Below are 26,551 nucleotides of genomic sequence, written 5' to 3' on the forward strand. Positions count from 1 at the left end.
TTTTAGTGTTAGGATGAGAAATAATGCAGCATTATGATGGTCCAGCTTTTTACCGAATGAATAAAAAAGCAGTAAAAAAGAAAAAAGATACAAAACGTGTAACAGAAGAAGTTGCTAAAAATAAAAAAATAAAACAAGTTACTAAAAATAAGCTTGGAAAAGAAAATGATCGTTGGTTTGGCGGACATGCTTTTCGACCAACATATGTTCCACCATCAATCACGAAGCTGCAGCTTTTCACTAGTGAAGAGGCAAAATATAACCATCTTTGTGAGCAGTTAAAAAAAGAAAGTGAAACATTTTTCCTTTTTGATGGTGAACCTGAAGTTGATTTAAGCAAAGTAATTATACTCGCTGATGAACAGAACAACGAAACACCAGAAACGCCAGAAACGCCAGAAACACCAGAAACACCAGAAACACCAGAAACACCAGAAACACCAGAAACACCAGAAACACCTAAAAAAGTAGAAAGTGAAAATCAAGTAGTATCAAATAATCTAATAGATAGTGCAGATTTATCAAAAAATCAGCATTTACATTTATTGGATAAAGAGAAAATAGATACTATTGCTATAAATGAAAAGAAACCAACAATCAAAAGTGCTTATCTTCTTCCACGTGATGAGCGGGACGTGCGAGATACTAGTGAGCAGAAAGATAAAGTAGAAAAGGATACCTCGTTTGAATCGGAATCTCTAACTGCTAAAAACAAAATAAATGACAGTGTGGTAGCTCAAAGCAATAATGGTTCATCCGTATTCCTGCAAAATAACCTCCAAGCTGAAGATAGTTCTTCTGGACCAATAGAAGAAACAAAAGAAGTCGAAGTCAAAGAAGAAGGTCAACCAGAAGCAGTTCGACGACTGCTTAGCAGATCGAGTCAAACACCGTTCTCGAACTCTGGTGTTAAGCAGACTGGTAAAGTAGTTGCAGCCGAAGAAAAAGAACATATCAAGGATAAAGAAACTTTTCAAACTGCTCCAATAGTTGAAGAGAGTTTAACCCATGAAACAGTGGGAGCTTCTGCAAATAGTCTTTATCAGAAACCACCAATTTCGTTATTACCATCACCAGTAAAAAAAGAAGACGAATCGATGGATGAATGGGTCCTTACTCAGATTGATGTTTTGAATGAAACTTTAAAATCCTTTAATGTTAAAGCTAGTGTAAAGGATTGGACGATTGGTCCTGCTGTGACCCAATTTGAGATTGTTTTGGGCAGAGGTGTTAAAGTTAATAAAATTACTAATCTTAGTGATGATTTAAAGTTGGCTTTGGCTGCGCGTGATATTAGAATTGAAGCACCTATTCCAGGAAAGAGCAGTGTTGGAGTTGAAATTCCTAATCTCCATTCACGGCCGGTTATGTTGGCTGAAGTCCTAGCAACGAAAAAATTTGATCAAAAAGATTCTCCGTTAACTGTTGCACTTGGAGTTGATCTGTTTGGTAGACCGCAAGTAACAGATCTAAGAAAAATGCCACATGGCTTGATTGCAGGAGCAACTGGATCAGGTAAATCGGTTTTTATTAACAGTATTTTAGTTTCATTATTGTATAAAGCCAATCCGACCCAGGTTAAACTGCTATTGATTGATCCTAAAGCAGTTGAATTAGCTCCTTATCATGATATTCCACATTTGTTGGCACCAGTTATTTCTGATCCAGCTGCCGCAGCCGCCGCATTGAAATGGGCAGTTGAAGAGATGGAAGAACGATATCAACGTCTAGCAGCAGGTGGTGCACGTAATATTGAGAATTATAATGAAAAGGCAGAGGCACATGGTGAGTATGGTTTGAAGATGCCATACATCGTTATTATAATCGATGAGTTAGCAGATTTAATGATGGTCGCATCATCGGAAGTCCAAGACTATATTGCACGTATTACACAAAAGGCGCGGGCCGCTGGAATTCATTTGATTATCGCAACACAGCGCCCAAGCGTCGATGTAATAACGGGGACAATAAAGAACAATATTCCAACAAGAGTTGCATTTATGGTTTCCAGTCAGGTTGATTCGAGGACAATTTTAGATTGCTCTGGTGCAGAACGCTTGTTAGGTCGGGGAGATATGTTGTATCTTGGGAATGGCGCAAGTCAACCAGTGCGGTTGCAGGGAACATTCGTTGAAAATGAAGTTGATCAAATTGCAGATTTTGTTCGTTCTCAAGGAAAGCCAAAATATGCCTTTGATCCGGACAATTTAAAAAAACAAGTTGAACGTAATGAACAAGAAGATGAGCTTTTTCCCCGTATTTTAGACTATATCGTGAATGAAGAAAATATTTCAACTTCTAAACTGCAGCGAGTCTTCTCAATCGGTTATAATCGTGCTGCTAATATTATTGATGAACTTGAGCAAAAGAGATATGTTTCACCTGCGAGAGGATCAAAACCGCGCGATGTCTTTTTAACACAGAGCGGTCTTGATAAGTTGAGAGCAGAATAAGATATTCAGAAATTTAAAACAAATACCAGATGTTTTGTGGTAAACTATGCAATGATTGCAATGATAGAAAAGAGGATAATAATAAATGGACACCACTTACTATTTTGTTGGGATCAAGGGTACAGGAATGAGTTCGCTGGCCTTGCTCCTGCACGACCAAGGGCTGAATGTTACAGGCTCTGATATTGAAAAGTATACTTTTACGCAACGAGGCTTAGAATTAGCTGGGATTAAAATATTACCCTTTGATAAAAGTAATATTAAAGAAGGAATGACGATCGTTGCGGGGAATGCTTTTGCTGACGATCAAGAGGAAATTAAGACGGCTCGCGAGATGGGGCTAACTGTAATCCGTTACCCAGAACTTGTAGAAAAACTAATTGAGAAAACAACTAGCATCGGAATTGCCGGTGCACATGGGAAAACTAGCACAACAGGTTTACTTGCACATGTTTTAGGCGGTGTCTCACCAACTAGTTATCTTGTTGGTGATGGTTCCGGTAAGGGTGTACCTAATGAGCGCTTCTTTGTCTTTGAAGCCGATGAATACCGGCGCCACTTTGTTGCGTATCATCCGGATTATGTCATTATGACGAATATTGATTTTGATCACCCAGATTATTTCACGGGTATTGAGGATGTTTGCGATGCTTTTTCAACCCTGGCTGCACAAACTAAAAAGGGAATCTTTGCTTGGGGTGAAGATCAAAATTTACGGAATTTAAAAGCAGAAGTGCCTATTCATTACTATGGGACTGAAGAAAATGATGAATTTAGAGCTATTAACATCAGACGAACAACTAAAGGATCATCTTTTGATGTTTACCGCCATGATGAATTTCTCGGTAATTATCAGATCCCATTATTTGGTGAGCATAATGTGTTAAACAGCTTAGCAGTTATCGCTGTTTCATATTTTGAAAAAGTTGATCAAGAGGAGATAAGACGTGAATTATTGAGCTTTAAAGGTGTTAAACGACGGTTCACTGAAAAATTTGTTGCTGATATGACAATTATTGATGATTATGCACATCATCCTTCAGAAATAAAGGCAACTCTTGATGCTGCCAGACAAAAATACCCTAAAAAGAAAATTATTGCAGTATTCCAACCGCATACTTTTAGCCGGACAATTGCATTAATGGATGATTTTGCTACGAGTTTGAGTATGGCAGATCAGGTCTTCTTAACAGATATTTTTAGTTCAATTCGTGAACATGGTGGGAATGTTTCTAGTGGTGATTTAGGAAATAAGATCACTAAGGGTGGAACAGTGCTGAAACTAGATAATATGTCACCTTTATTAGATTTTCATGATGCTGTAGTTGTATTTATGGGTGCCGGTGATATCCAAAAATATGAGTACGCATATGAAAAATTATTAAGTAGTTTAAGTTATAAAAATAATTAATTTATCTTATTGCATAGATATTGGCTGTGACAACCTAAGATAAGTATAAGCAATACACATATAGATTGAGCCTGTGAAAACGATATGCTAAAATATAGCTAAGACTATATGGAGGTGGCACGATCTATGTCAGAGGATACACACAGAAAGGGTAAAACAATTGATGAAATAACGGAGGGAGACTCGTTAACAGTCAATGAAAGTCTTTCTGATCGCGATATATTACTTTATCTGGGAATGACTAATGATAATAATCCCTTATATATTCAGCATGGATATGCGAAAGAAAATGGATACCAAGGTCCAGTTGTACCTCCAGTATTATTGACTGGTATTATTACAAGTTCTATCTCAAAACTTTTACCGGGACCTGGAAGCGAGGTTGTCAACTTATCAGTTAATTTTATACTTCCAGTGTATCATGAAGAAAATGTGACTTTTAGTTTTAAGGTCATTAAAGTGGATACCATGAAAGAGGTCATTACTTTTTCAATCACAGGGATGAAAAATGAAGATGAGCGTGTTGTTGATGCTATTGTAATGGTAAAACCTCCCAAGAAAAAACAAGAACCGCTTAATGGCGTAAATATTGAAGAGGTGAAAGCATAATGAATAATGAACAACAAGTGGTAAGTAATGCGGGCTTAAATAGTTTCTTAACAAAAATGTACGGTTTTATGGCTGGAGCTGTCGGAATATCAGCAGTAGTAGCGTATCTCATTTCGAATGTTTACTATCAGCAGACCCTAGCTTTTATGGCACAGAACCGTTTTGTGATGTGGATTTTAATCGCAGTTCAATTTGGAATTGCTATCGGGATGTCATTTAAGGCAGATCGTTCACCGGTCGCAAGTGGTGCAGGCTTAGTACTGTTTGCAGTGATCGAAGGATTATTCTTTGGAGTAATTTTAACGGCATATACTTCTCAAGATGTTACGATGGCTTTTGTTTCGGCAGCTGCTGTTTTTGTGGTTCTGGCGATTATGGGAACCGTAACTAAACATGACTTATCTCGAGTAGGAACTCATGCGTTAGCAGCTTTGATCGGTTTAATTATCGTATCTGTTATTAATATTTTTCTCCAGAGTCCGATGATTGCATTTGTTTTTTCATTTGTAGGTGTGATCATCTTTACAGCCTTGATCGCGTGGGATGCACAGAAATTTAAGTTACTATACCATCAAACAGCTGGTCAAGTTAATGTTAATAGTTTAGCTTTAATGGGAGCTTTACAATTATATCTTGATTTTGTTAACTTATTTATCAGCTTATTGAATATTTTTGCGGGATTTGGCAACAAAAACTAAGTTTTTAAAACTAACTGAGGAGGCTAGGGCGTATTATTATTTTGCCCTAGCCTTCTTTTCTTTTTTTTAGATCGTAGTCTTTTTAATGTAAGTTAAGGTGAGAGAAAACTAGTTTAGTGAAGGGGTTTTAAAGTATGGGAGAAAATAAGAAATTATTGTTAATTGATGGGAATAGTGTGGCTTTCAGAGCTTTTTTTGCATTACACCAATCATTAGACCGTTTTGTTAACCATAATGGTTTGCATACTAATGCAGTTTATGGATTTAAAACAATGCTGGATAATATTATTACGAGTGTTGAACCAACACATGTTTTAGTTGCTTTTGATGCTGGTAAGAAAACATTCCGCAATAAAAAATATGCTGATTATAAAGGCGGTCGTGCTAAGACCCCAACTGAATTATCGGAACAGTTTCCTTACGTAAAAAAACTACTGGAAGCGTATGGGATGAAGTACTATGAGCTGCAAAATTATGAGGCAGATGACATTATTGGTACACTCGCAAAACAAGCAGAAGAGCAGGATTTTGAGACAACAATTGTTACAGGTGACCGCGATCTAACTCAGTTAACAACTACTAAAACGATGGTTGCTGTGACACAAAAGGGTGTCACAGAAGTTGAAAGATATACTCCAGAGCATGTTGAAGAGAAGTATGGTCTGAAACCAGCGCAAATTGTTGATATGAAAGGACTAGTAGGGGACAGTTCAGATAATTATCCTGGTGTTACAAAAGTTGGTGAGAAAACAGCAATTAAATTATTAAAGCAGTTTAAATCAGTTGAAGGGATCTACGCTAATATTGATGAACTGAAAAAGTCAAAGATGAAGGAACATTTAGTTGCAGATAAAGATGTAGCTTTCATGTGTAAGGATTTAGCACAAATTAAGCGTGACGTTCCTCTTGAAATTACGCTAACGGATACTACTTGGAAGGGTAGCAATGAGAAAGAACTTATTGCGTTTTTTCAAGAAATGGACTTCAAACGTTTTCTTGAAAAGTTAAGAGCTACTACACCGGAAGCAAAAACTGCGCAAGTTATTGAGCAGATTAAATTTGTTAATTTAACAGCTGATAAGCTCGCTGAAATAGATTTCAGCAATCCAAAAGAAGTTGTTTTCTACCTGGAGATGTTAGGTGATAATTATCATAAAGCACCACTTGTCGGGTTTGCCTTTAAAATTGAGGGGAAATACTATGTAGCACGTAACACAGACTTACTAAGAGAGCCAAAATTGCGTGCTCTTTTAGAAAATGAGAACGTGGTAGTGGATCTTTTTGACGGTAAGAGAACTTTTGTCGGTCTCAATCGGCTAGGAATTCACTTGGCAAATATAGGATTCGATCTACTGCTTATTTCATATTTACTTGATACAAGTGACAACAGTAATGATTTAGGTAAATTAGCACGACAGCACAATTATGATCAAGTTCTTGAAGATGAGCAAGTTTATGGAAAAGGTGTCAAGGTAAAGATCCCAGAAGATGATACTTTGTATTACAGTCATCTATGTAACAAGGTGCGTACAATTCAAGCCTTAAGAAAAACGCTGCTGGAAGGATTGGCTAAAAACCGGCAAGAAGAACTTTACGATAAAATCGAGCGTCCGTTATCTTTGGTTTTAGCTGAGATGGAAATTGATGGGATAACCGTTGATCCACAGAAGTTAGAGGAAATGGGTAGTGAGTTCAAAGAAAGAATAAGTGAGATAAAAGAAATGATTTACCAGGAAGCTGGTGAAAAATTCAACCTTAATTCACCTAAACAGTTAGGCGTTATTTTATTTGATAAAATGAAGTTGCCAGTAATTAAAAAGACTAAGACTGGTTATTCAACGGCCGTCAGTGTTTTGGAAAAGTTACGCGGAATGGCACCGATTATTGATAATATATTAAAATATCGACAGATTGCCAAAATTCAATCAACGTATATTGAAGGGCTACTAAAGGTTATTTTTGAAAAAGACAGTAAAGTTCATACTCGTTATACACAAACATTAACAGCAACCGGTCGTTTATCATCAGTCGATCCTAACTTACAAAATATCCCTGTACGCTTAGCTGAAGGAAAGAAAATTCGGCAAGCGTTTGTGCCGCGAAAAAAAGGCTGGCAGATTTTCTCGTCAGATTACTCGCAAATTGAACTGCGTGTACTCGCGCATATTTCACACGATGACAATATGCAGGCGGCCTTTAGGGAAGGACAAGATATTCATGCCAATACAGCTATGAATATTTTTGAACTAGCATCACCAGAGGAAGTAACCAGTAACATGCGTAGACAAGCTAAAGCAGTTAATTTTGGAATTGTTTACGGGATAAGTGACTACGGTTTAGCACAAAATATTGGTATTACACGCAAACAAGCAAAAGAATTTATTGAGAAGTATTTTAGGATTTTCCCGGGAGTTAAAAAATATATGAAGGATATCGTTGAAAAGGCCCGTGTAGATGGCTATGTTGAGACCCTTTTTAAACGACGGCGGTATCTACCAGATATTAAGAGTCGCAATTATAATATTCGTTCTTTTGCAGAGAGAACAGCTATGAACACGCCTATTCAAGGAAGTGCAGCTGATATTATCAAGGTAGCAATGATTAATATGCAAAAGATGTTAAAAGAAAAAAATCTAAAGGCAAGAATGCTTTTACAAGTTCATGATGAACTTATTTTTGAAGCTCCAAATGAAGAAATACCTATTCTAGAGGAAATAGTTCCTCAAGTAATGGATGCAGCAGTCTCGCTTGATATTCCACTTAAAGTTGAAAGTTCATTTGGAAAAACTTGGTTTGATGCAAAATAAGAGGAAGTGTAGTTAGATGCCAGAATTACCAGAAGTTGAAACAGTCCGCCGCGGTTTAGAACAAATGGTTCTTGGCGCGACGATTCAGGAGGTAACAGCACCGTACCCTAAAATAATTAACGGTGACCTAAACAATTTTTGTCAGCTTTTACGAGGACGAAAGATTTTATCGATTGATAGACGAGGAAAATATTTGCTTTTTAACCTTAGTGGTGAGCTATCATTAATCTCGCATTTAAGAATGGAAGGTAAATACTTTGTCAAACTTAGTGATGAACCTGTTGAAAAGCATACGCACGTTATTTTCTCTTTAACAGATGGAAGACAGTTGCGCTATAATGATGTCCGTAAATTTGGGCGAATGGAGTTAGTACCGACAGCACAAAAATTTGAATTTGCAGGGATTAAAAAACTAGGACCAGAACCAACAGAAGACACTTTTCTCGTCAAAGCTTTTTTTGATAGCTTATGTAAAAAAAAGAAGGCCATTAAGACAGCATTACTTGATCAAACACTAGTAGCTGGTCTAGGAAATATTTATGCGGATGAAGTTTTATGGCTCAGCCGAATTCACCCAGAGACGCCAGCATGCCATTTAACTCAGGATGAAACTAAATTACTACATGATAATATTATTAAGGAATTAGCGGAAGCAGTTGAAGCGGGTGGAACAACTATCAGAACTTATACAGATGCTTTCCAGCACACAGGCTCTTTCCAATTTGATTTACATGTTTATGGAAAAAAAGGTAAACCCTGTGAACGTTGTGGAACAGCTATTAAAAAAATAGTAGTCGGACAACGAGGAACACATTTTTGTCCCTTATGTCAAAAGGTTGAATAGATGACATATATTTTAGGCTTAACGGGCGGTATTGCGAGTGGAAAATCAACCGTCAGTGCTTTTTTAAAGCAAAAGGGTGCAGTTATTATTGATGGTGACGTTATTGCACGTGAAGTGGTTGAACCCGGAACAACTGGTCTGACAAAATTGAAGAGTATTTTTGGTGAGTCGATAATTCGAACTGATGGGACACTGAATAGAAAATTGTTAGGAAAAACTGTTTTTAGAGATAAAACACAACTGGCGCGCTTAAATGCAGTGGTGGGACCTCTAATTAGGGAGAGAATTAAGGCGTTGATTGCACAATCACGCCGGTTAAAATATAAGCTACTTGTGTTGGAGATCCCACTTCTGTTTGAGGGGCATTATGAAAAGTATTGTGACAGTGTAATGGCGGTCTCTATACCGGCAAATATTCAGGTTGAACGGTTAATGAAACGAAATAACCTGAGTAAGGAAGAAGCAGAATACAGGATTAATTCCCAAATGAGCCAAGCAGAGCGTAATAAACGGGCTGATGTTGTGATCGACAACTCTAAACAAGTTGAAGAGACCTTGGCACAAGTGATAGAATGGCTTATAATGAATAAATTTGCATAGAAAAAGAAAAAGAATTCATTTTTAATGAGGTGAAGGATATGAGATGTCCCCATTGTCACCATAATGGTTCACGTGTCGTTGATAGCCGTCCAGCTGATGACGGGCATGTAATTAGACGTCGGCGCGAGTGTGAAGCCTGTGGATTTCGCTTTACGACTTTTGAACGAGTTGAAGCAACCCCTTTATTGGTCATCAAGAAAAATGGTACCCGTGAGGAGTTTAACCGTGAGAAAATATTACGAGGCGTAATTCGTTCGGCAGAAAAAAGACCAGTAGGTATGGATGAGATCACACGAATTGTTGATGAAGTTGAAAATAAAGTTCGTTCGTTAGGTGAAAATGAAGTTTCCAGCCAGTTGGTCGGCGAATATGTCATGGGTTTATTAGCAGATGTTGATGAAATAGCGTATATTCGCTTTGCAAGTGTCTACCGTCAATTTAAAGATATGAGTGTCTTTTTAAAAGAACTGCAAGAGATAATGGCACGTGACAAGAAGAATAAGAATAATACTGATAATAAGAAGAATTCAGAAAAGGGTAAGAAATAAAGGATGTGTTTTGGATGGACACGGGGTGGGAAAGCTTAGCGCCTAAAGATGGATTCATAGTTGTTTCAAATGAAAAAATATTTGATAGCGATCTGGATATTGTCTTGCATCTTTATCAACCGTTGATGGGTGTGGCAGCCTTTGGCCTCTACTCGTTACTGCGAACACAAATTGAAATGAAGCCACAGCTTGCCACACGTCAGATGCACATGAAGTTATTTGATCTGTTAGGGATCGGCTTACAGACTTTTTTTGAAGCCCGTTGTAAGTTAGAAGCACTTGGCTTATTAAGGACATTTGAGCAGCAAGATGAATTAGGCAAGCTTGCTGTTTACGTAATTCAAGCACCACAAAAACCGGCAGCTTTTTTTAATGATGATTTACTGCGGGCAGTTTTGTTAGAGACAGTCGGTGAAAATCATTTTACAGAACTGCAGAAGTTATATTTTCCTGCAAAATTAGCTAACTTTAAGGCTCGGGAGACGACAAAGCGTTTTCTGGATGTTTTTTCACTACAACCACAGGCACTACACAATGCTGCGGCTGTAGTTCAAGATCAGCCTGAAGAAAATAACCCTAAGATAACATTCATGGATAAGAACAGCAATTTCGATATGACATTTTTACAAAAAATGCTTACTAAATCTTTTGTTGATGCTAAACAGGTTTTGGCACAAAAGGAGCGACTTTTAGTAGCGCATACAGTTTATGGGCTCGATGAGCTTGAGGTAATGCGTTTACTTGAAGAGGCGGCTAATGTTCAGACAAATGAAGTTGACTTTAAGCTATTTATGTCTTTGCTACACAAAAAATATAGTAAGCAAGAACAACTACGGTTAAATATAGCTAGTACGCAATCTCAGCAAGAGGACAGCCCTAGAAAATATAAGCAGAATAATAACTTGAGTCAAGATGATGTTGCATTGTTAAATGCATGTCAAGCATACGCGCCTGCAGAATTTTTACAAGTTTTAAAGTCTGAGAAGGGGACGTTCGTTACTACCGCCGAACGAAATACACTTGAATGGGTGGCAGCCAAGCAACTATTTGCAAATGCTGTTATTAATATTTTAATTCACTATATGATAGTTGATCGTGGGATGTCCGTTTTAAACCGAGCTTTTTTTGAAGCTGTTATTGCCGATTGGGCACAGAAAAAAATTAAAGATCCTGAGGAAGCAATGGAGCAAGTTCGATCTTTTAATTCGCAAAAGCGACAAAAGACAGCTGCTTTTACAGGCTACTCTAAAAAAAGACGAGCAGGGATTGTTCAAAAAGAAGAACTGCCAGATTGGGCACAAGATGGATATAAACCCAAAAAAGGTTCGACGGTTAGTGAAGAAGAACGTAGGAAGATTAAAGAACAGTTAAGCCGATTTCGTAAAAATAAAAATTAAACTCGAAAGGAGGTTAGTCGGATGAAAGATGTCGGGGAAGAGTTAGCAGAACGTTTGCGAAAACTTAATTGGAATAAGGATTATCGCCAATTGATTCGGGATGCATTTAATGATGAGGAAGTTAGAGAGTTTATTAGAAAAAATAAAGCTGAGCTTTCACAAGAAGATATTGCCAAAAGTGCTAGTAAAGTATATGAGTTTGTTAGTATTAAAAATAAAATAAAACGTGGTGAAGAAACGCTGGCTCCTGGATATGATCCACAGTTGATTATTAATAATCATTTAATCGATGTGACATATGTCCCGAGTGAAACCCTTCTGTTACACAAGAAGCAACAGGCAATCTATAATCGCGTTCGCTCAATCAACATGCCTAAAGATATTCGCGACGCAGAATTAGCTGACTACGAGCTAGAAGGTCGCGAACTAGCAGCACAGGCAGCCGGTAGCTTTATAGATGAATATACTAGCGCCCCTAAAAAATTTCACCGTGCACTTTATTTGCAAGGTAGTTTTGGAGTTGGTAAAACCTACTTGTTAGGTGCTATTGCGAACGGCTTAGCAGAAGAAGGCTTTACATCGACATTGCTTCATTTTCCAAGCTTTGCAGTTGAAATGAAAAACTCAATTGGGAGCAATGGGACGATGAAGATGGTTGATGAAGTTAAGCGAACACCGGTCTTGATGCTTGATGATATCGGTGCGGATCAGCTATCAAGTTGGTTAAGAGATGATATTTTAGGCGTTATTTTACAATATCGTATGCAAGAAGAACTACCAACGTTCTTTAGTTCTAACTTAGATATGGTTAAGCTTGAAAAACAATATCTGACAACTAACAATCGGGGAGAGGCAGAGCCACTAAAAGCAAAACGCATTATGGAGCGGATTCGTTTTTTGGCGGAAGAGTATACAATTGTAGGGCGTAATCGCCGCCAATTTAAAAAATAATTTTTAGACTTGAACGCTTAGTTTATTAGTGGTTTAATATTAGATAGTTGATGTAGGAGATAAACGGTTTATCAATTCAGGGATGAGTGACCTTGACTGAAAGTCACTCAAGCAGTAAGCTTACCACTTCTATTTTTTTATCTGATGAAAAGTCAGATCGGATAGCATCCGTTAACAGCTTTTTAAGGAGGTTGCAAGCTTACTGCAATCTTGAATTTGGGTGGAACCACGTAAAAACGTCCCTAATGTATTTATTGAATACATTAGGGATCTTTTTTTATCTTATTACAATTTGGAGGAAAAGATTATGGAGAAAATCAAGATTAAATTTCCAGATGGCGCCGTTAAAGAATTTGATAAGGGGATTACAACAGAAGCAATCGCTAAAACCATTAGTACTAGTCTTGCAAAGAAGGCTGTTGCAGGAAACTACAATGATCAATTGGTTGATTACCAACAAGGTTTGTCTGAAGATGGGACATTGAAGATCATTACTAAAGATTCAGAAGAAGGTTTACAGGTATTATGGCAGACGGGTGCTATTTTAATGGCAAGTGCACTATCTGAATTATATCCAAAGATGCATTTTGGTAAAAGTGAAGTAACTGAACACGGTTTTTATTTTGATACAGATAATGCCGAAGGACAGGTTGCTGAAACTGAATTTGATAAGATCTCACAAAAAATGAAAGAGCTTGTGAAGGCAAACAAGGTAATCGAGTACAAAGTACTCAGTGAAAAAGAGGTACTAGCAGCTGTTGATGGTGATCCTTACCGGATGGAATTGGCGAAAGAGATAGCTGATGACAATAATGGGCAAGTTGCAGTACATGTTTTAGGTGATTTTGTTGATGTTTCAAAGGGTGCTAAGCTCGCAAGTACAAAAAATGCCAAAATTTTCCAATTACTCTCAGTAGCAGGTGCTTACTGGAAGGGTGTTTCAAGTAATCCAATGTTGCAACGTGTTTATGGGACAGTCTTTTTCAAACAAAAAGAGCTAGATGCTGAATTGAAACGCCGTCAAGAAGCACGCGAGCGCGATCATCGCGTTATTGGTAATGATCTTGACTTATTCTTTGTCGATCCCAAGGTGGGTGCGGGCTTACCATATTGGATGCCTAAGGGTGCAACGATTAGAAGGACGATTGAACGGTATATTATTGATAAAGAAGTCTCACGTGGCTACGAACATGTTTATACCCCAGTACTTGCTAATCTTGACTTATATAAGCAATCAGGTCATTGGGATCATTACCGTGAAGATATGTTTCCACCAATGGACATGGGGGATGGCGAAATGCTTGAATTACGTCCTATGAACTGTCCTTCGCATATTCAGATCTATAACCGCCATATTCGTTCATACCGTGACCTTCCGTTACGAATTGCCGAATTAGGAATGATGCACCGCTATGAAAAATCAGGCGCGTTGACAGGCTTATCTCGTGTTCGTGAAATGACGTTAAATGATGGACATACATTCGTTGCACCAGACCAAATTGAAGAAGAATTCAAACAAACTCTTCAGTTGATGGTTTCAGTCTACAGTGATTTTGATATTACGGACTACCGTTTCCGTCTTAGCTATCGTGATCCAAAGAATACACATAAGTATTTTGATGATGATGAAATGTGGGAAAAATCCCAAAAAATGCTAAAAGCTGCAATGGATGACCTTAAGCTTGATTACTATGAAGCTGAAGGGGAAGCTGCTTTTTATGGTCCTAAGTTGGATGTGCAAACCAAAACAGCGCTGGGTGGAGAAGAAACCTTATCTACAATTCAGTTAGATTTCCTATTACCTGAGAAATTCGATTTACACTATGTCGGTGCCGATGGTGAGGAGCATCGACCAGTGATGATCCATCGTGGGATCGTTTCGACTATGGAACGTTTTACAGCTTATTTGACAGAAATCTATAAAGGTGCCTTTCCAACTTGGTTAGCACCACAGCAAGTAACTATTATTCCTGTTAAGAATGATCTTCATTTGGCATATTGTGAACAGTTACGTGATCGCTTAGTTGCAAGTAATGTTAGAGTTAATATCGATGATCGCAATGAAAAGATGGGCTATAAAGTTAGACAGGCACAAGTCAGCAAGATTCCATATATTTTAGTTGTTGGAGATAAAGAAGTAGCTGAAAAGGGTGTTGCAGTTCGGCGCTATGGAGAAAATGATACCAAGGAAGTAAGTACAGCTGAATTTTTGGAAGAAATCTTAGCCGACATTGCAAGTTATAGTCGTGAAACAAAGCAAGACTAAGTTATTTGAAAAAAGATTTTAAAAATAAGACTTGACTAAATATCCTTTAGAATGTTATGATACCTAAAGTTGAGGAAAAAGCAGAAGCTCCCGCTTCTCGCCTTGAGGACTATTCGGTTCCCGGGCATTTCTAATGGATTTCGGAATAAATGAAGTGAAGGAAGCGGGGGGCTTAGTAATAAGTCTTCCGCTTTTTCTGTATTTTCTCTGATTATATTTGGAGGTGAAACACCATAGCAGTTGATAAAATGGTAAATGAAGGTATTCGAGCACGTGAAGTGCGTCTGATTGCTAGTGATGGCTCTCAGCTTGGTGTTAAGTCCAAGCAGGAAGCTTTAAGCTTAGCTGAACAGTCGAATTTGGATCTAGTTTTAGTTGCACCAAAAGCAAAACCGCCAGTTGCCAGAGTCATGGATTATGGAAAATATCGTTTCGAACTGCAAAAGAAGCAGCGTGAAGCGAGGAAGAAACAAAAGGTTATTAATGTTAAGGAAGTGCGTTTAAGTCCTACAATTGACACTAATGATTTTAATACCAAGATGAAGAATGCACGCAAGTTCCTTTCTAAAGGGGACAAGGTTAAAGTGTCTATTCGCTTCAAGGGCCGTGCAATTACGCATAAAGAAATCGGTTATGATGTTTTAAACCGTTTCTCAAAAGCAATTAGTGATATTGCAGCGGTTGAATCAAGAGCTAAAATGGATGGTCGTAGCATGTTTTTAATGTTAGCGCCTAAAGCCGAGAAATAGGCTTTATAACATAGGAGGAAAAAAGTATTATGCCAAAACAAAAAACACATCGCGCATCAGTAAAACGTTTCAAACGAACAGGAAATGGCGGATTAAAACGCTCAAATGCTTTTACTAGTCATCGTTTCCACGGAAAAACAAAGAAGCAACGTCGTCAATTGCGTAAGGCTTCAATGGTATCTAGTTCAGATATGAAACGTATCAAACAGATGCTTTCACAAGTTAAATAATAATTAATTAGAAAAGTTTTTTGGAATAATAATAAGATGAGGTCATCTATGTATGATTAGTGATATCTCTTACAGAGAGGTATCTGTTCTAAGGGTCATTCGTGTAGTGCGGATAATACTTTATTTATTAGCCCTTAGGTCAATTTAAGGAGGAATTTTCATGCCACGTGTTAAAGGTGGAACAGTTACACGCCAACGTCGTAAAAAAGTAATTAAATTAGCAAAGGGATACCGCGGATCAAAACATATCCAATTTAAGGTTGCTAAACAGCAGGTTATGAAGTCATACCAATATGCATTCCGTGATCGTCGTAAGACTAAATCTAACTTCCGCAAGTTGTGGATTGCACGGATCAATGCTGCTGCACGTGTTAATGATATTAGTTATAGCAAATTGATGCACGGGTTGAAGTTAGCAGAAGTTGACGTAAACCGTAAAATGTTAGCCGACTTAGCAATTAATGATAGTGCTGCTTTCAGCTCAATTGTTGAAGAAGCAAAGAGAGCTTTAGCTAAGTAAGTAACCTGAACAAGAAGATAGAGTCTAGGACAATTTTGTTCTAGACTTTTGTTATATCTGGGTTATTTTATAGTTGAGACTGTGGTGACAATAATTTTTGCGTAATTTGATAGAAGTAGCATATAATGAATTAGTTAAGAAAAATTAGGAGTGTATTGTATGTTTACACGTTTCAAACCAACTTGGATGCTTGAATCAATATATGATTTGAAACCAGCCGAGTTAAAAAAAAGGGGAATTAAGGTTGTTTTAACCGATTTAGATAATACTTTAATTGCATGGAATAACCCTAATGGGACAGCAGAACTAAAACACTGGTTAGAAATAATGCAGGAAGAAGCAATTCCGGTGGTCGTTGTATCAAATAACAGTAAAAAACGTGTTGCTCAGGCTGTTGCTCCATTTAAGCTGCTATTTATTTCCCGTGCATTAAAGCCATTTTCGTATGGAATAAATAAAGCTAAACGAGAGTTAAAGCTTAAAAACCATGATTTAATATTAGTTGGTGATCAACTAGTAACTGATGTTGCGGCAGCACATGCAGCCGGTATTAGAAGTGTTTTAGTCAAACCTATTATTGAGACAGATGCATGGAATACAAGAATAAATCGCTTTTTTGAAAGAATAATCAAGAAAAAGTTAATTAAAGATAAAGCTATTTCGGCTACATGGAGGCATTCACTAGATGATTAAAGAAAACGAAGAGCTGTATTGTATTGGCTGTGGGGCACCGATTCAGAGTTCTGATCCTAAGGGACTTGGTTATGTTCCGGCTTCGGCGATTCAGAAAAACACAGAGGAAGAGGATCTGTATTGCAAGCGCTGCTTTAGGTTGCGCCATTATAATGAAGTATCTGATGTGGCGCTGACAGATGATGATTTTTTAAAAATTTTGACACAGATTGGCGCAACTGATTCACTGATCGTTAATGTTGTTGATCTTTTTGATTTTAGTGGTTCTGTTATTCCGGGTTTGCAGCGTTTTGTAGGGAACAATCCTATCCTTATTGTTGGAAACAAAGAAGATTTACTGCCTAAATCATTAAAACGTTCCAAACTGCGGGATTGGATCAGACAAAGTGCTAACATGCAGGGGCTACGACCAGTAGATGTTGCGTTAATTAGTGCGAAAAAGAACCATATGATTGATTCACTATTAAAATTGATTGATAAATACCGCGAGGGTCGTGATGTTTATGTTGTGGGGGTTACTAATGTTGGCAAGTCAACTTTGATCAACCAAATTATTAAGCAACAAACGGGGATTTCTGAACTGATTACAACTTCCCGTTTTCCTGGAACGACGCTTGATAAGATTGAAATACCTTTTGATGATGAACATTCATTAATTGATACACCAGGTGTTATCCATCAGCAGCAGATGACACATTTTCTTGTCGGTAAAGAATTAAATATTGCTGTTCCTCAAAAAGAAATCAAACCTAAAGTTTATCAGTTAGGTTCTGGTCAGACCCTCTTCTTAGGGGCGTTAGCGCGTTTTGATTATTTAAAAGGTGAGCGTAAAGGTGTCGTCGTATATGTTGACAATAACTTAATGATTCACCGGACGAAGACGAGTAATGCTGCAATTTTTTATGAAAAGCATGCTGGTGAGTTATTGCAGCCGCCATTTGCAGAAAATATGAAAAACTTGCCACCACTTGTTCGCTTCGAATTTAAGATAGCTCAAAAAAGTGATCTCGTTTTTGCAGGCTTAGGTTGGATTACAGTTAATGCGGATACGATAGTTGCTGGCTGGGCACCTAAGGGTGTTGCGGTTACTTTGAGACGAGCAATGATATAAGGAGGAAATAATGTCACTAACAGGAAAAGAAAAACGCTTTTTAAGAGCACGTGCGCATTCAATGCGACCGCTATTTCAAATTGGAAAAGAAGGTTTAAACGCTATATGGATTGAACAGGTAAAAAGGGCTTTAAATAAACGTGAATTAATAAAGGTCAATCTTTTGCAAAGCGCACCTTTTGAAACAGATGAAGCACGTGCCTATCTGGAAGAAAAAACAGATTTTCAAGTTATTCAAGAAATTGGACATATTCTGGTTCTTTACCGACCAGCAGACAATGTTAAGAATCGCATTATCTCAGATGAATTAAAGAAATTATAGATTGAGATCTCGGAGGTGTAGACTTTGACCGTCCAAACGGTAAAAGAACCACAAGTTTTAACCACAACAGAACTTAATTTTAGTGGAAATAAAAAAAGAATTGGTATTTTAGGTGGAACATTTAATCCACCGCATTTAGGGCACTTGATTATTGCAGAACAAGTTGCTGATCAACTAGGGTTGGAAAAAGTTTTTTTTATGCCGGATGATAACCCGCCACACGTTGACCATAAGGAATCTATCGCTGCAGCTGAGCGGGAAAAAATGGTTGCTTTGAGTATAGCAGGAAATCCACTTTTTCGGATTGAAGAATGTGAATTAAGGCGTGGTGGGGTGAGCTATACTTACGATAGTATTAAATATTTGCAAGAATGTCACCCTGACTATGAGATTTATTTTATTATTGGTGGTGATATGGTAGCCTATCTACCTAAATGGCATAAGGTCGAGCAATTAGTAAAGATGGTCCATTTTGTAGGAGTGGCGCGCCATGGCTATCCACGTCAGAGTCCCTATCCAATTATGTGGATAGATATACCCTTAATTGAGATCAGTTCAACTTTGATCCGACAAAAACTACGGCAGCATTGTTCAATTAAATATTTAGTGCCGGATGCTGTTGAGAAGTATATCAAGGAAAGAGGATTGTACAATGGTTGAGTTAGAGTATCATCAAGGCTATTTTAATGGAACTCGTACTGAGCTTTGTGCTAGAGTTCAGCAAAGTGTAAGCCCCAAGCGTTATCAACATATTTTGGGAGTTGAAGAAGCTGCAGTGCAGCTTGCACAACGGAATGATGTTGAAGTTGAAAAAGCCAGTATTGCAGCACTTGTGCATGACTACGCTAAGGAACGCAGTCCAGAGGAGTTTAAAAGTGTTATTCAGCATAAAAAATTAAATTCTGATCTTTTGAATTGGAATAATTTTATCTGGCATGGTGTTGTTGGGGCTGAGATTATAGCAGCTGAGCTTGAAATAAATGATATTGAAATTTTAAATGCAGTTAGACGTCATACGGTAGGAGCAGTTACAATGACTCAGTTAGATAAAGTCATTTATGTAGCCGATTTTATTGAGAAAGGGCGTCTTTTCCCGGATGTTGCTTTTGCACGGACCATTGCATTTAATGACTTGGATCAAGCTGTTTCTTTTGAGACCAAACACACATTGCAGTATTTGTTAGCTGCAAATAAAATAATTTATCCAGCAGCAATAGCAACTTATAATCGCTGGGTAACTGAATAGTAAACGAAGGAGAATCAAATGAATAGTAAAGATATTTTGAAAGTAGTTGTTGAGGCTGCTGATAGTAAAAAAGCAGAGGATATTGTAGCACTGGATGTTCAAAAAATAAGTTACGTTGCTGATTATTTCGTTATTATGCAAGCTGATTCAGAACGTCAGGTTAAGGCAATTGCTGATGCAATCGAAGAAAAGGCTACGGAAAATAAAATTTCAATCAAACAAGTTGAAGGGAAAAATAGCGGTACATGGATACTGATTGATTTAGCTGATGTCATAGTTCATGTTTTCAAAACGGAAACACGTCATTTTTATAATTTAGAAAAGCTCTGGTCAGAAGCACCATTTGTTGAGATCACTAAATGGTTAACTAATTAGTAATGATTTATACAACTTTTGCTCAATTATATGACGAATTGATGGAACCAGAGATGTACCGCTGTTGGGAGCATTTTATCGAGCAGCAGGTTCCTAAACTTGAGACCGCTAGTATCCTTGACCTTGCATGTGGGACAGGCCGGCTAGCAATTTTACTTGCACAGAAGGGCTATCACGTTACTGGCTCTGACCTATCATCAGATATGTTGGCATTAGCTGAAGAACGAGCTAGAAACGCGCATGTTACTTTACCTTTGGTAGAAGCCAACATGTTGGTTTTAAATGATTTAGCACAATTTGATGTAATTACTTGTTGTCTTGACTCGTTGTGCTATTTAGAAAATAAAAAAGCGATGCAAACAGTATTTGAACAGGTATTTGCTCATTTACATCCCAACGGAACTTTCATCTTTGATGTAATCTCACCCCATCAGACGGATGTCGTCTATCCAGGGTATATGTACAATTATACAGATGAAGAACGAGCCTTCATCTGGGAGTCTTATAGTGGTGAAAAATCTCATAGTGTGGTTCATGACTTAACTTTTTTTGTTTATGACGAGCTAACTAATGGATATACCCGTTTAAGTGAGACCCATCATGAACGAACTTACCCGCTAGCTGATTATATGCAGATGCTTAATGCAGCTGGCTTTAAAGAAGTTAGCAAGTCGGCTTCTTTTGGGCAAAAAGAGATTTCTCAGTCAACAGATAGATGGTTTTTTGTCTGCCATAAAAAGTAGAAAGAGGGATGCCCATGACAGTAGTTGGAATAATCGCTGAATATAATCCCTTTCATAACGGACATCTATACCAGCTTGAGCAAGTTCGAGAACAGTTTCCCACTGCAACAATTGTTGTTGCAATGAGTGGGAATTTTTTGGAGCGAGGGGAACCAGCATGTCTTGATAAGTGGACGCGTACGCGCCAAGCTTTAACAGCAGGTGTTGATGTCGTTGTTGAGCTGCCCTTGGCTTTTTGCGTTCAACCGGCAGATCGTTTTGCATTAGGTGCGGTGAAGATCTTGAAAGAGATGGGAGTTGAGCAGCTCTTCTTTGGTGCAGAACATGCGGAGTATGATTTCAATCTAATGGCGGAAAAAACACTGAATATTCATGGAGACTTTTCTAAATATAATGAATCATATGCAGCTGCATATCAACGGGCCGTCTATACACAATTAGGGTACAGTGTAGATACTCCTAATGACTTGCTAGGATTAGCGTATGCTCGTGCCAATGTCCGTTTAAATGCACGTTTTAGGCTGGTACCGCTACAGCGAATAATTGCTGGGCATCATGATCTTATATTACAGAAAAAGCAAAATATTGCCAGTGCTTCAGCGATTAGAAAACAGTTGCAGGCACGAAAGATAAAAGATGTTAAGACCTATGTGCCTGAAATTACCTATAAGGCAATAATGAAACAGCCGTTGATTTCATGGAATGATTTTTGGCCTTTGCTGCGTTATCAAATTGAAACAAGTTCTTTACAAAAAATAAGAAGTCTGTATGGTGTTGGTGAGGGGCTGGAGTACCGGGTAAAACAGCAATTGGAAGGACTTCCAGAGGATGCTACTTTCGATGACTGGCTTAAAGCCGTCAAATCAAAACGATACACCTATACCCGGTTGGCTCGTTTAGCGGTAGCAATTTTGGTTCAGGTTACGTCTGGAGAAGTTGAAGAAGTTGAGAAAAATCCTTATTTGCGATTATTAGGCTTTAGTTTCCGAGGACAATGTCATTTAAATAAAGTAAAGAAAAGTAGCTGCTATCCGCTAATTACTAAAATAACGAAAGATAACAAAAAGAGCACTCTACAATTAGACTATCGTGCTGGTAATGTGTACGCTTTAGCTACTGGAGTTAAACAAGATTTAAGACACATACCGTTGCGGATCCACTAAAGTGCTGTCAAGGAAAAAACGTTGACATTACTTTGGGAGAAAGGTATAATTACGGTTGTTGCATTAGGAGGAGATTTGTATGAAATGGTCTCTGAGCGAACTGAGTCAGAACAGTTCCGAACCTCTTCAGGTTGATACGATGGTTGATATTGCTGTGTCAATCAAGGCTCGCGATGAAGACATCCTAGCTATTTCACCGGCACATGTAAAGGGTATTTTTTCCCAAGATACCCTTGGGCTATTAGGTTATTTGCGAGTAGCTGTGACAGTGACGGTACCATCAACCAGATCGCTAGTTCCAGTTGAGGTTCCGCTTAAGTTTGATATTAGTGAGTATTATGTTAGTCACCATGATAATAATATAGAACGTTTTGATGAAAATGACGTCGTTATTATTTTAGAAAATGATGTTATTGATTTAAACCAGATCCTTGAAGATAACATCTTACTACAGATTCCGACGAAAGTTTTGACAACAGAAGAAAGACAGCAAGCTGCTGATTTAAAGGGAAATGATTGGAATCTAATCGAAGAAGATCATAAAGCCAAAAACAGCAATGATGTTGATCCTCGGATGGCTAAATTGAAGGATTTTTTTAAAAATGACGATTAAAGCTTAAGGAATAGTTGCAAAACTAAGGAATACAAAGTACAATTCTTCTTGTTGAATAATTTTTAATTAATTTAAAGGAGGTGGCTGTCAGTGGCAGTACCAGCACGTAAAACTTCAAAGACACGTAAGAGATTACGTCGAACACATTACAAACTGCAAGTACCAGGTATGAGTGCTTGTCCAAATTGTGGCGAATTAAGAAAATCACATCATGTATGCTCAAGTTGTGGTTATTATGGTGATAAGGAAGTCGTTAAACTATCGAAGTAAGACGAACTCCAAATGCAATAAAGCAGCAGCATTCCAGACAGCCTATGTCATGGAGTGCTTTTTTATTATGAAAAAAAGTTTTCGATGAAACTTATTTTTAAAGAGTAGAGGGAAAAACTAAATCTGTGGTAAAATTTAACAAGGTCAAAGAGGAGGGACAACAACGTAAATGAAAGTACATAATGTTGAACTAACAATTAGTGCGGTCAGACCTGAACAGTATCCAGTTGAGGGACTTCCAGAAATAGCCTTGGTTGGGCGTTCTAATGTGGGCAAGTCATCACTTATTAATACGCTTATTAACCGTAAAAGCTATGCACGAACATCTAGCCAACCGGGGAAAACACAAACACTAAATTTTTATAATGTTGAGGATTTATTATATTTAGTTGATGTTCCAGGGTACGGCTACGCGAAGGTTTCGAAAAAAGAACGGGACAAGTGGGGCCGAATGATTGAAACTTATTTAACACAACGACCTAATCTAAAGGGTGTGATCGCGTTGATGGATGCACGTCATGAACCGACTGAACTTGATATACAGATGCTGGGGTTTCTTCATTATTATCAGCTTCCCTTCTTAGCGGTTGGAACCAAAATTGATAAAATACCGCGTTCAAAGTGGAATAAAATGGTAAGTAATGCAGTGAAGAAAACAAGTTTTTTAAATCACGATAATTATGCTTTATTTTCTGCTGTTAACAAAACGGGTAAAGAGCTTGTGTGGGATTGGATTGAAAAAATGGTTGAGTAAGATTGAAAGGAAGATGTTTAATGGAATTTAATGAATATCAAGAAGCTGCTAAACGGACATTGTATGGTAATGAGCAGGTTTTAACAAATTGTGCGTTAGGCTTGGCTGGTGAAAGCGGACAAGTGATTGATTTAATCAAAAATTATACGTTTAAAGGTAAGGACCTCAATCGTGCAGAAATGGTCCATGAATTAGGAGACGTTTTATGGTATTTGTCACAGATTGCAGCTTGGGCAGACATTCCTTTCGATGAAATAGCCCAAAACAATATCCAAACACTTAACCAGCGCTATCCACATGGTTTTGCGCAAGATAAGTAAAACGATACCAGTAAAGCTCTTATTAAAATATGAGTAAAATAAAAAAGTCTAAACAAGTAGTAAGTCAGCTTTCAAGGAGGGAACCGTAGATAAAGCCTTGAAAGAAGAATCAGCTTGTTTAGACTTTTTGACTATCATCAAATTATTTTTTTTTAGTCTCTTTTTTTTCAGTTTTAGTAGCGTCTGTTTTCTTTTTAGGTGGTTGAATAGGATCAACGGCAAACTTCTCAAAGAGTTTGTCTAATTGATTTTGGCGGTTGACTGTAAGCCCCATAAGGTAAAATCACTCCTTTGTTTTAAGGTATTAGTCTAGTTACTTCCAACAGGATAACAGATTTTACTGAAAATTTCAATTAACTAGCTTTTGTATAAAAAGAATATTATTAGCTTTTTTATGAATAAACAGTGCTTATTAATGGAATTTATTGCATAATAATTCTAAATGGGTTATACTGCTTCTTGTAGCAACAGATATTATTGTAGAAGGAGAAAATCTGTATGAAGAAAAAAAGCCTTTTTTTATTTATAATTGTTTTTCTATTAGCTCTTATTACACCTCTTACGCATGTGAATGCTGCAAGTGATAATTCTTTACAACAGGTCAAAGATAAGGGGACGTTAGTAGTAGGGACAAGTGCTGACTATCCTCCTTACGAGTTTACAGTTAAAAAAAATGGTAAAACTAAATATGTTGGGCTTGATATTTCACTCGCTCAGAAATTTGCCAAAGATATCGGAGTGAAGTTGAAAGTTAAAAATATGAACTTTGATTCACTTTTAGTAGCTTTAGAAACGCACAAAGTAGATATGGTAATTGCTGGGATGAACCCTACACCTGAAAGACAAAAAAGTGTTTCTTTTTCTAATATTTATTATACTGGTGATCAGTATATGCTGATCAATAAAAAAGATGCAGCTCAATTTAGAAAGATTAAAGATTTTAAAGGAAAGACGATTGGTGCCCAGACAGGTTCACTACAATATTCGCTGGTTAAAGACCAGATGAAAGGCAACGATGTCAAAGGATTGGCAAAATTAAATGATCTAGTCATAGCACTTCAGTCACAGAAAGTTAATGCAGTTGCAATGGAAGAAGCGACGGCTAAAGCTTTTGCATCAAATAATCATACTTTAAAAGTTATCAATCCGGGTTTTGATATTGATGAGAGTCAGACGGGATCAGCAATTGGTTTCTCTAAGGGGGCTGATAGTCTGGTTAACGCAGCCAACAAGACGATTGCAATGGTTAAAAAAGATGATCTTATTAATAAGGAGTACATTCCAACTGCGGCCAAAAATATGACTTCTAATAGTAAGACGAATTCGATGGCAAACTATTGGACGTACTTTGTCAAAGGGATTGAATATACCTTAATAATAACTGTTGTTTCAGTGTTCTTCGGTTTTATGTTAGGAACTTTATTTGCAATTATGCGTTTGTCGCGCAACAGATTGGCACATGCTTTGGCGGTTGCTTATATTGAATTTGTCCGTGGAACACCTTTAATGGTCCAAGTTATGTTCGTTTATTTTGGGATAGGGGCGATTATTCAATCTCTACCAGCGTTGATTGCTGGTATTATAGCTGTTTCCTTGAACTCAGCAGCCTATGTCGCAGAAGTTATTCGTTCTGGGATCGAATCGATTCCGGCAGGACAGACCGAGGCATCAAGAAGTTTAGGGATGTCACAAAGAGAAACGTATCGCTATATTATTATTCCACAGGCTTTAAAAAACATCTGGCCGGCTCTCGGAAATGAATTTGTTACATTAATCAAAGAGAGTTCAATTGTTTCAATTATTGGTGTCACAGACTTGATGTATCAAATGCAGTTAGTTCAGTCAGCAACTTATAAGGGTGTCATTCCAATTTTTATCGCAATGGTGTTGTACTTTATAATGACATTCGGGTTGTCTAAAGTTTTAGGTTATTTTGAAGGGAAGATGAAACATGCCTAATTTAATCGAAGTTCAAAATCTAGGAAAATCTTTTGGTGACAATGAGGTTCTGAAGAACATTAGTGAAGAAGTAACAAAAGGGCAGGTAATCTGTGTTATTGGACCCTCTGGCTCAGGAAAGAGTACTTTTCTGAGATGTTTAAATGTTTTAGAAGACCCTACAACGGGAAAAGTTCTTTTTGAAGGAAGCAATCTTACTGGAATCAGTGAAAATGAGTTAAACAATTTACGTGAAAAAATGGGAATGGTATTTCAAAGTTTCAATCTTTTCCCAAATATGAATGTGATTGAGAACATTAAGCTGGCTCCACTGAGAGTAAAAAAAATGTCTGATGCAGCGGCAACTCAACAAGCTAAGGAGTTGCTTGAAAAAGTTGGTTTAGCAGATAAAGCGGAGCAATATCCGCAAAGTTTATCTGGCGGACAGCAACAGCGGGTTGCAATTGCTAGAGCTTTAGCAATGAATCCTGAAGTAATGCTTTTTGACGAACCTACTTCAGCGCTTGATCCTGAGATGGTGGGTGAGGTATTAAAAGTTATGCAAGACCTAGCAGAGTCAGGAATGACTATGGTTGTAGTAACACATGAAATGGGCTTTGCTAAAAAAGTTGCGGATGAAATTTGGTTTATGGCGGAGGGAACAATTCAAGAAAAAGGTACGCCAGAAAAGTTCTTTACAGCACCTAAAACAGAGCGTGCACAGGACTTTTTATCAAAGATTTTAAGCTAATATTAATGACAAGATGAATGTAGTGACTAGGATAAGAAGTCGTTTCTGAAGTGTCCCATAATAATTAGGTTTTTGTCTAACTATTATGGGGCACTTCATTCTAACTTAGTCACTTTTTTATTTTGTGCTGGTTAGTCACGGTTAATGACAGGTAATCAGAGACTAATTA

General features: G+C 37.6%; 29 protein-coding genes and 1 other annotated feature. Of the genes, 28 read left to right on the forward strand and 1 reads right to left on the reverse strand.

From position 1 onward, the window contains the following. The first annotated feature begins 23 nt into the window (after nucleotides 1–23). The 26 genes from FC81_RS00970 (at nucleotide 24) to FC81_RS01095 (ending at nucleotide 23,693) form a co-directional block, all read left to right on the forward strand. On the forward strand, nucleotides 24–2,453 hold the full coding sequence (locus FC81_RS00970; protein WP_057742106.1) for a DNA translocase FtsK: 2,430 nt from the start codon (nucleotides 24–26) through the stop codon (nucleotides 2,451–2,453). A gap of 85 nt (nucleotides 2,454–2,538) precedes the next feature. Further along, nucleotides 2,539–3,864, forward strand: coding sequence for a UDP-N-acetylmuramate--L-alanine ligase (gene murC, locus FC81_RS00975; protein WP_057742109.1), 1,326 nt, complete (start codon nucleotides 2,539–2,541; stop codon nucleotides 3,862–3,864). 126 nt (nucleotides 3,865–3,990) lie between these two features. After that, on the forward strand, nucleotides 3,991–4,473 hold the full coding sequence (locus FC81_RS00980; protein ID WP_057742113.1) for a MaoC/PaaZ C-terminal domain-containing protein: 483 nt from the start codon (nucleotides 3,991–3,993) through the stop codon (nucleotides 4,471–4,473). Continuing rightward, a complete protein-coding gene (locus FC81_RS00985) occupies nucleotides 4,473–5,171 on the forward strand; it encodes a Bax inhibitor-1/YccA family protein (protein ID WP_057742115.1) in 699 nt (232 codons plus the stop codon). Before FC81_RS00980 ends, FC81_RS00985 begins: the two co-directional genes overlap by 1 nt. 134 nt (nucleotides 5,172–5,305) lie before the next feature. Beyond that, the gene (gene polA / locus FC81_RS00990; RefSeq protein ID WP_057742118.1) at nucleotides 5,306–7,978 is read left to right on the forward strand and encodes a DNA polymerase I; all 2,673 of its coding nucleotides are present in this window, start codon (nucleotides 5,306–5,308) and stop codon (nucleotides 7,976–7,978) included. Nucleotides 7,979–7,994: 16 nt separating this feature from the next. Continuing rightward, nucleotides 7,995–8,822, forward strand: a complete 828-nt coding sequence (mutM, locus tag FC81_RS00995) for a DNA-formamidopyrimidine glycosylase (protein ID WP_057742121.1) — start codon at nucleotides 7,995–7,997, stop codon at nucleotides 8,820–8,822. Next, nucleotides 8,823–9,422 carry a dephospho-CoA kinase gene (gene coaE / locus FC81_RS01000; protein ID WP_057742126.1) on the forward strand — a complete coding sequence of 200 codons (600 nt, stop codon included), beginning with the start codon at nucleotides 8,823–8,825 and terminating at the stop codon, nucleotides 9,420–9,422. A 38-nt stretch (nucleotides 9,423–9,460) separates the two neighbouring features. Next, nucleotides 9,461–9,970 carry a transcriptional regulator NrdR gene (nrdR, locus tag FC81_RS01005; protein ID WP_057742129.1) on the forward strand — a complete coding sequence of 170 codons (510 nt, stop codon included), beginning with the start codon at nucleotides 9,461–9,463 and terminating at the stop codon, nucleotides 9,968–9,970. Between the two features lie 14 nt (nucleotides 9,971–9,984). After that, complete coding sequence (locus FC81_RS01010; protein ID WP_057742132.1) at nucleotides 9,985–11,367, forward strand: replication initiation and membrane attachment family protein; 1,383 nt, start codon at nucleotides 9,985–9,987, stop codon at nucleotides 11,365–11,367. Nucleotides 11,368–11,388: 21 nt separating this feature from the next. Beyond that, the gene (dnaI, locus tag FC81_RS01015) at nucleotides 11,389–12,318 is read left to right on the forward strand and encodes a primosomal protein DnaI (protein ID WP_057742135.1); all 930 of its coding nucleotides are present in this window, start codon (nucleotides 11,389–11,391) and stop codon (nucleotides 12,316–12,318) included. Between the two features lie 307 nt (nucleotides 12,319–12,625). Further along, nucleotides 12,626–14,584 carry a threonine--tRNA ligase gene (gene thrS / locus FC81_RS01020; protein ID WP_057742138.1) on the forward strand — a complete coding sequence of 653 codons (1,959 nt, stop codon included), beginning with the start codon at nucleotides 12,626–12,628 and terminating at the stop codon, nucleotides 14,582–14,584. A gap of 72 nt (nucleotides 14,585–14,656) precedes the next feature. After that, nucleotides 14,657–14,789 (forward strand) — a sequence feature (ribosomal protein L20 leader region). A 43-nt stretch (nucleotides 14,790–14,832) separates the two neighbouring features. Next, on the forward strand, nucleotides 14,833–15,333 hold the full coding sequence (gene infC, locus FC81_RS01025; RefSeq protein WP_057742141.1) for a translation initiation factor IF-3: 501 nt from the start codon (nucleotides 14,833–14,835) through the stop codon (nucleotides 15,331–15,333). Nucleotides 15,334–15,362: 29 nt separating this feature from the next. Beyond that, entirely contained in the window at nucleotides 15,363–15,563 is a 201-nt protein-coding gene (rpmI, locus tag FC81_RS01030; RefSeq protein WP_057735940.1) for a 50S ribosomal protein L35, read from the forward strand. Nucleotides 15,564–15,723: 160 nt separating this feature from the next. Further along, nucleotides 15,724–16,083, forward strand: coding sequence for a 50S ribosomal protein L20 (gene rplT / locus FC81_RS01035; protein WP_057742143.1), 360 nt, complete (start codon nucleotides 15,724–15,726; stop codon nucleotides 16,081–16,083). Nucleotides 16,084–16,242: 159 nt separating this feature from the next. Continuing rightward, the gene (locus FC81_RS01040) at nucleotides 16,243–16,776 is read left to right on the forward strand and encodes a YqeG family HAD IIIA-type phosphatase (RefSeq protein WP_057742146.1); all 534 of its coding nucleotides are present in this window, start codon (nucleotides 16,243–16,245) and stop codon (nucleotides 16,774–16,776) included. After that, a complete protein-coding gene (gene yqeH / locus FC81_RS01045) occupies nucleotides 16,769–17,887 on the forward strand; it encodes a ribosome biogenesis GTPase YqeH (protein WP_057742149.1) in 1,119 nt (372 codons plus the stop codon). Before FC81_RS01040 ends, yqeH begins: the two co-directional genes overlap by 8 nt. 10 nt (nucleotides 17,888–17,897) lie before the next feature. Beyond that, entirely contained in the window at nucleotides 17,898–18,209 is a 312-nt protein-coding gene (gene yhbY / locus FC81_RS01050) for a ribosome assembly RNA-binding protein YhbY (protein ID WP_057742153.1), read from the forward strand. 24 nt (nucleotides 18,210–18,233) lie between these two features. Further along, the gene (locus tag FC81_RS01055) at nucleotides 18,234–18,869 is read left to right on the forward strand and encodes a nicotinate-nucleotide adenylyltransferase (protein ID WP_057742155.1); all 636 of its coding nucleotides are present in this window, start codon (nucleotides 18,234–18,236) and stop codon (nucleotides 18,867–18,869) included. Beyond that, a complete protein-coding gene (gene yqeK / locus FC81_RS01060) occupies nucleotides 18,862–19,455 on the forward strand; it encodes a bis(5'-nucleosyl)-tetraphosphatase (symmetrical) YqeK (RefSeq protein WP_057742158.1) in 594 nt (197 codons plus the stop codon). Before FC81_RS01055 ends, yqeK begins: the two co-directional genes overlap by 8 nt. A gap of 18 nt (nucleotides 19,456–19,473) precedes the next feature. Then, entirely contained in the window at nucleotides 19,474–19,830 is a 357-nt protein-coding gene (gene rsfS, locus FC81_RS01065) for a ribosome silencing factor (protein WP_057742161.1), read from the forward strand. Nucleotides 19,831–19,832: 2 nt separating this feature from the next. Next, on the forward strand, nucleotides 19,833–20,573 hold the full coding sequence (locus tag FC81_RS01070; RefSeq protein ID WP_057742163.1) for a class I SAM-dependent DNA methyltransferase: 741 nt from the start codon (nucleotides 19,833–19,835) through the stop codon (nucleotides 20,571–20,573). Nucleotides 20,574–20,587: 14 nt separating this feature from the next. Continuing rightward, nucleotides 20,588–21,736, forward strand: a complete 1,149-nt coding sequence (locus FC81_RS01075) for a nucleotidyltransferase (protein ID WP_057742166.1) — start codon at nucleotides 20,588–20,590, stop codon at nucleotides 21,734–21,736. Between the two features lie 79 nt (nucleotides 21,737–21,815). After that, nucleotides 21,816–22,349 carry a YceD family protein gene (locus tag FC81_RS01080; protein ID WP_057742167.1) on the forward strand — a complete coding sequence of 178 codons (534 nt, stop codon included), beginning with the start codon at nucleotides 21,816–21,818 and terminating at the stop codon, nucleotides 22,347–22,349. 90 nt (nucleotides 22,350–22,439) lie between these two features. After that, a complete protein-coding gene (gene rpmF / locus FC81_RS01085) occupies nucleotides 22,440–22,619 on the forward strand; it encodes a 50S ribosomal protein L32 (protein WP_057742170.1) in 180 nt (59 codons plus the stop codon). A 169-nt stretch (nucleotides 22,620–22,788) separates the two neighbouring features. Continuing rightward, nucleotides 22,789–23,373 carry a ribosome biogenesis GTP-binding protein YihA/YsxC gene (gene yihA, locus FC81_RS01090; RefSeq protein ID WP_057742173.1) on the forward strand — a complete coding sequence of 195 codons (585 nt, stop codon included), beginning with the start codon at nucleotides 22,789–22,791 and terminating at the stop codon, nucleotides 23,371–23,373. A 20-nt stretch (nucleotides 23,374–23,393) separates the two neighbouring features. After that, the gene (locus FC81_RS01095; protein ID WP_057742176.1) at nucleotides 23,394–23,693 is read left to right on the forward strand and encodes a nucleoside triphosphate pyrophosphohydrolase family protein; all 300 of its coding nucleotides are present in this window, start codon (nucleotides 23,394–23,396) and stop codon (nucleotides 23,691–23,693) included. Between the two features lie 142 nt (nucleotides 23,694–23,835). Here the strand turns inward: FC81_RS01095 and FC81_RS11210 are convergent, their stop codons facing one another. After that, a complete protein-coding gene (locus tag FC81_RS11210) occupies nucleotides 23,836–23,967 on the reverse strand; it encodes an SPJ_0845 family protein (protein ID WP_268871900.1) in 132 nt (43 codons plus the stop codon). Nucleotides 23,968–24,191: 224 nt separating this feature from the next. Between FC81_RS11210 and FC81_RS01100 the strand changes: the two genes are divergently transcribed. Both FC81_RS01100 and FC81_RS01105 read left to right on the forward strand, forming a co-directional pair. Further along, entirely contained in the window at nucleotides 24,192–25,652 is a 1,461-nt protein-coding gene (locus FC81_RS01100; RefSeq protein ID WP_057742178.1) for an ABC transporter substrate-binding protein/permease, read from the forward strand. Next, nucleotides 25,645–26,382, forward strand: a complete 738-nt coding sequence (locus FC81_RS01105; protein WP_057742181.1) for an amino acid ABC transporter ATP-binding protein — start codon at nucleotides 25,645–25,647, stop codon at nucleotides 26,380–26,382. The genes FC81_RS01100 and FC81_RS01105 overlap by 8 nt, the downstream gene beginning before the upstream one ends. The last annotated feature ends 169 nt before the right edge of the window (nucleotides 26,383–26,551 follow it).

The sequence above is a fragment of the Liquorilactobacillus capillatus DSM 19910 genome, assembly GCF_001434915.1.
In the GTDB taxonomy this organism is placed as follows: domain Bacteria; phylum Bacillota; class Bacilli; order Lactobacillales; family Lactobacillaceae; genus Liquorilactobacillus; species Liquorilactobacillus capillatus.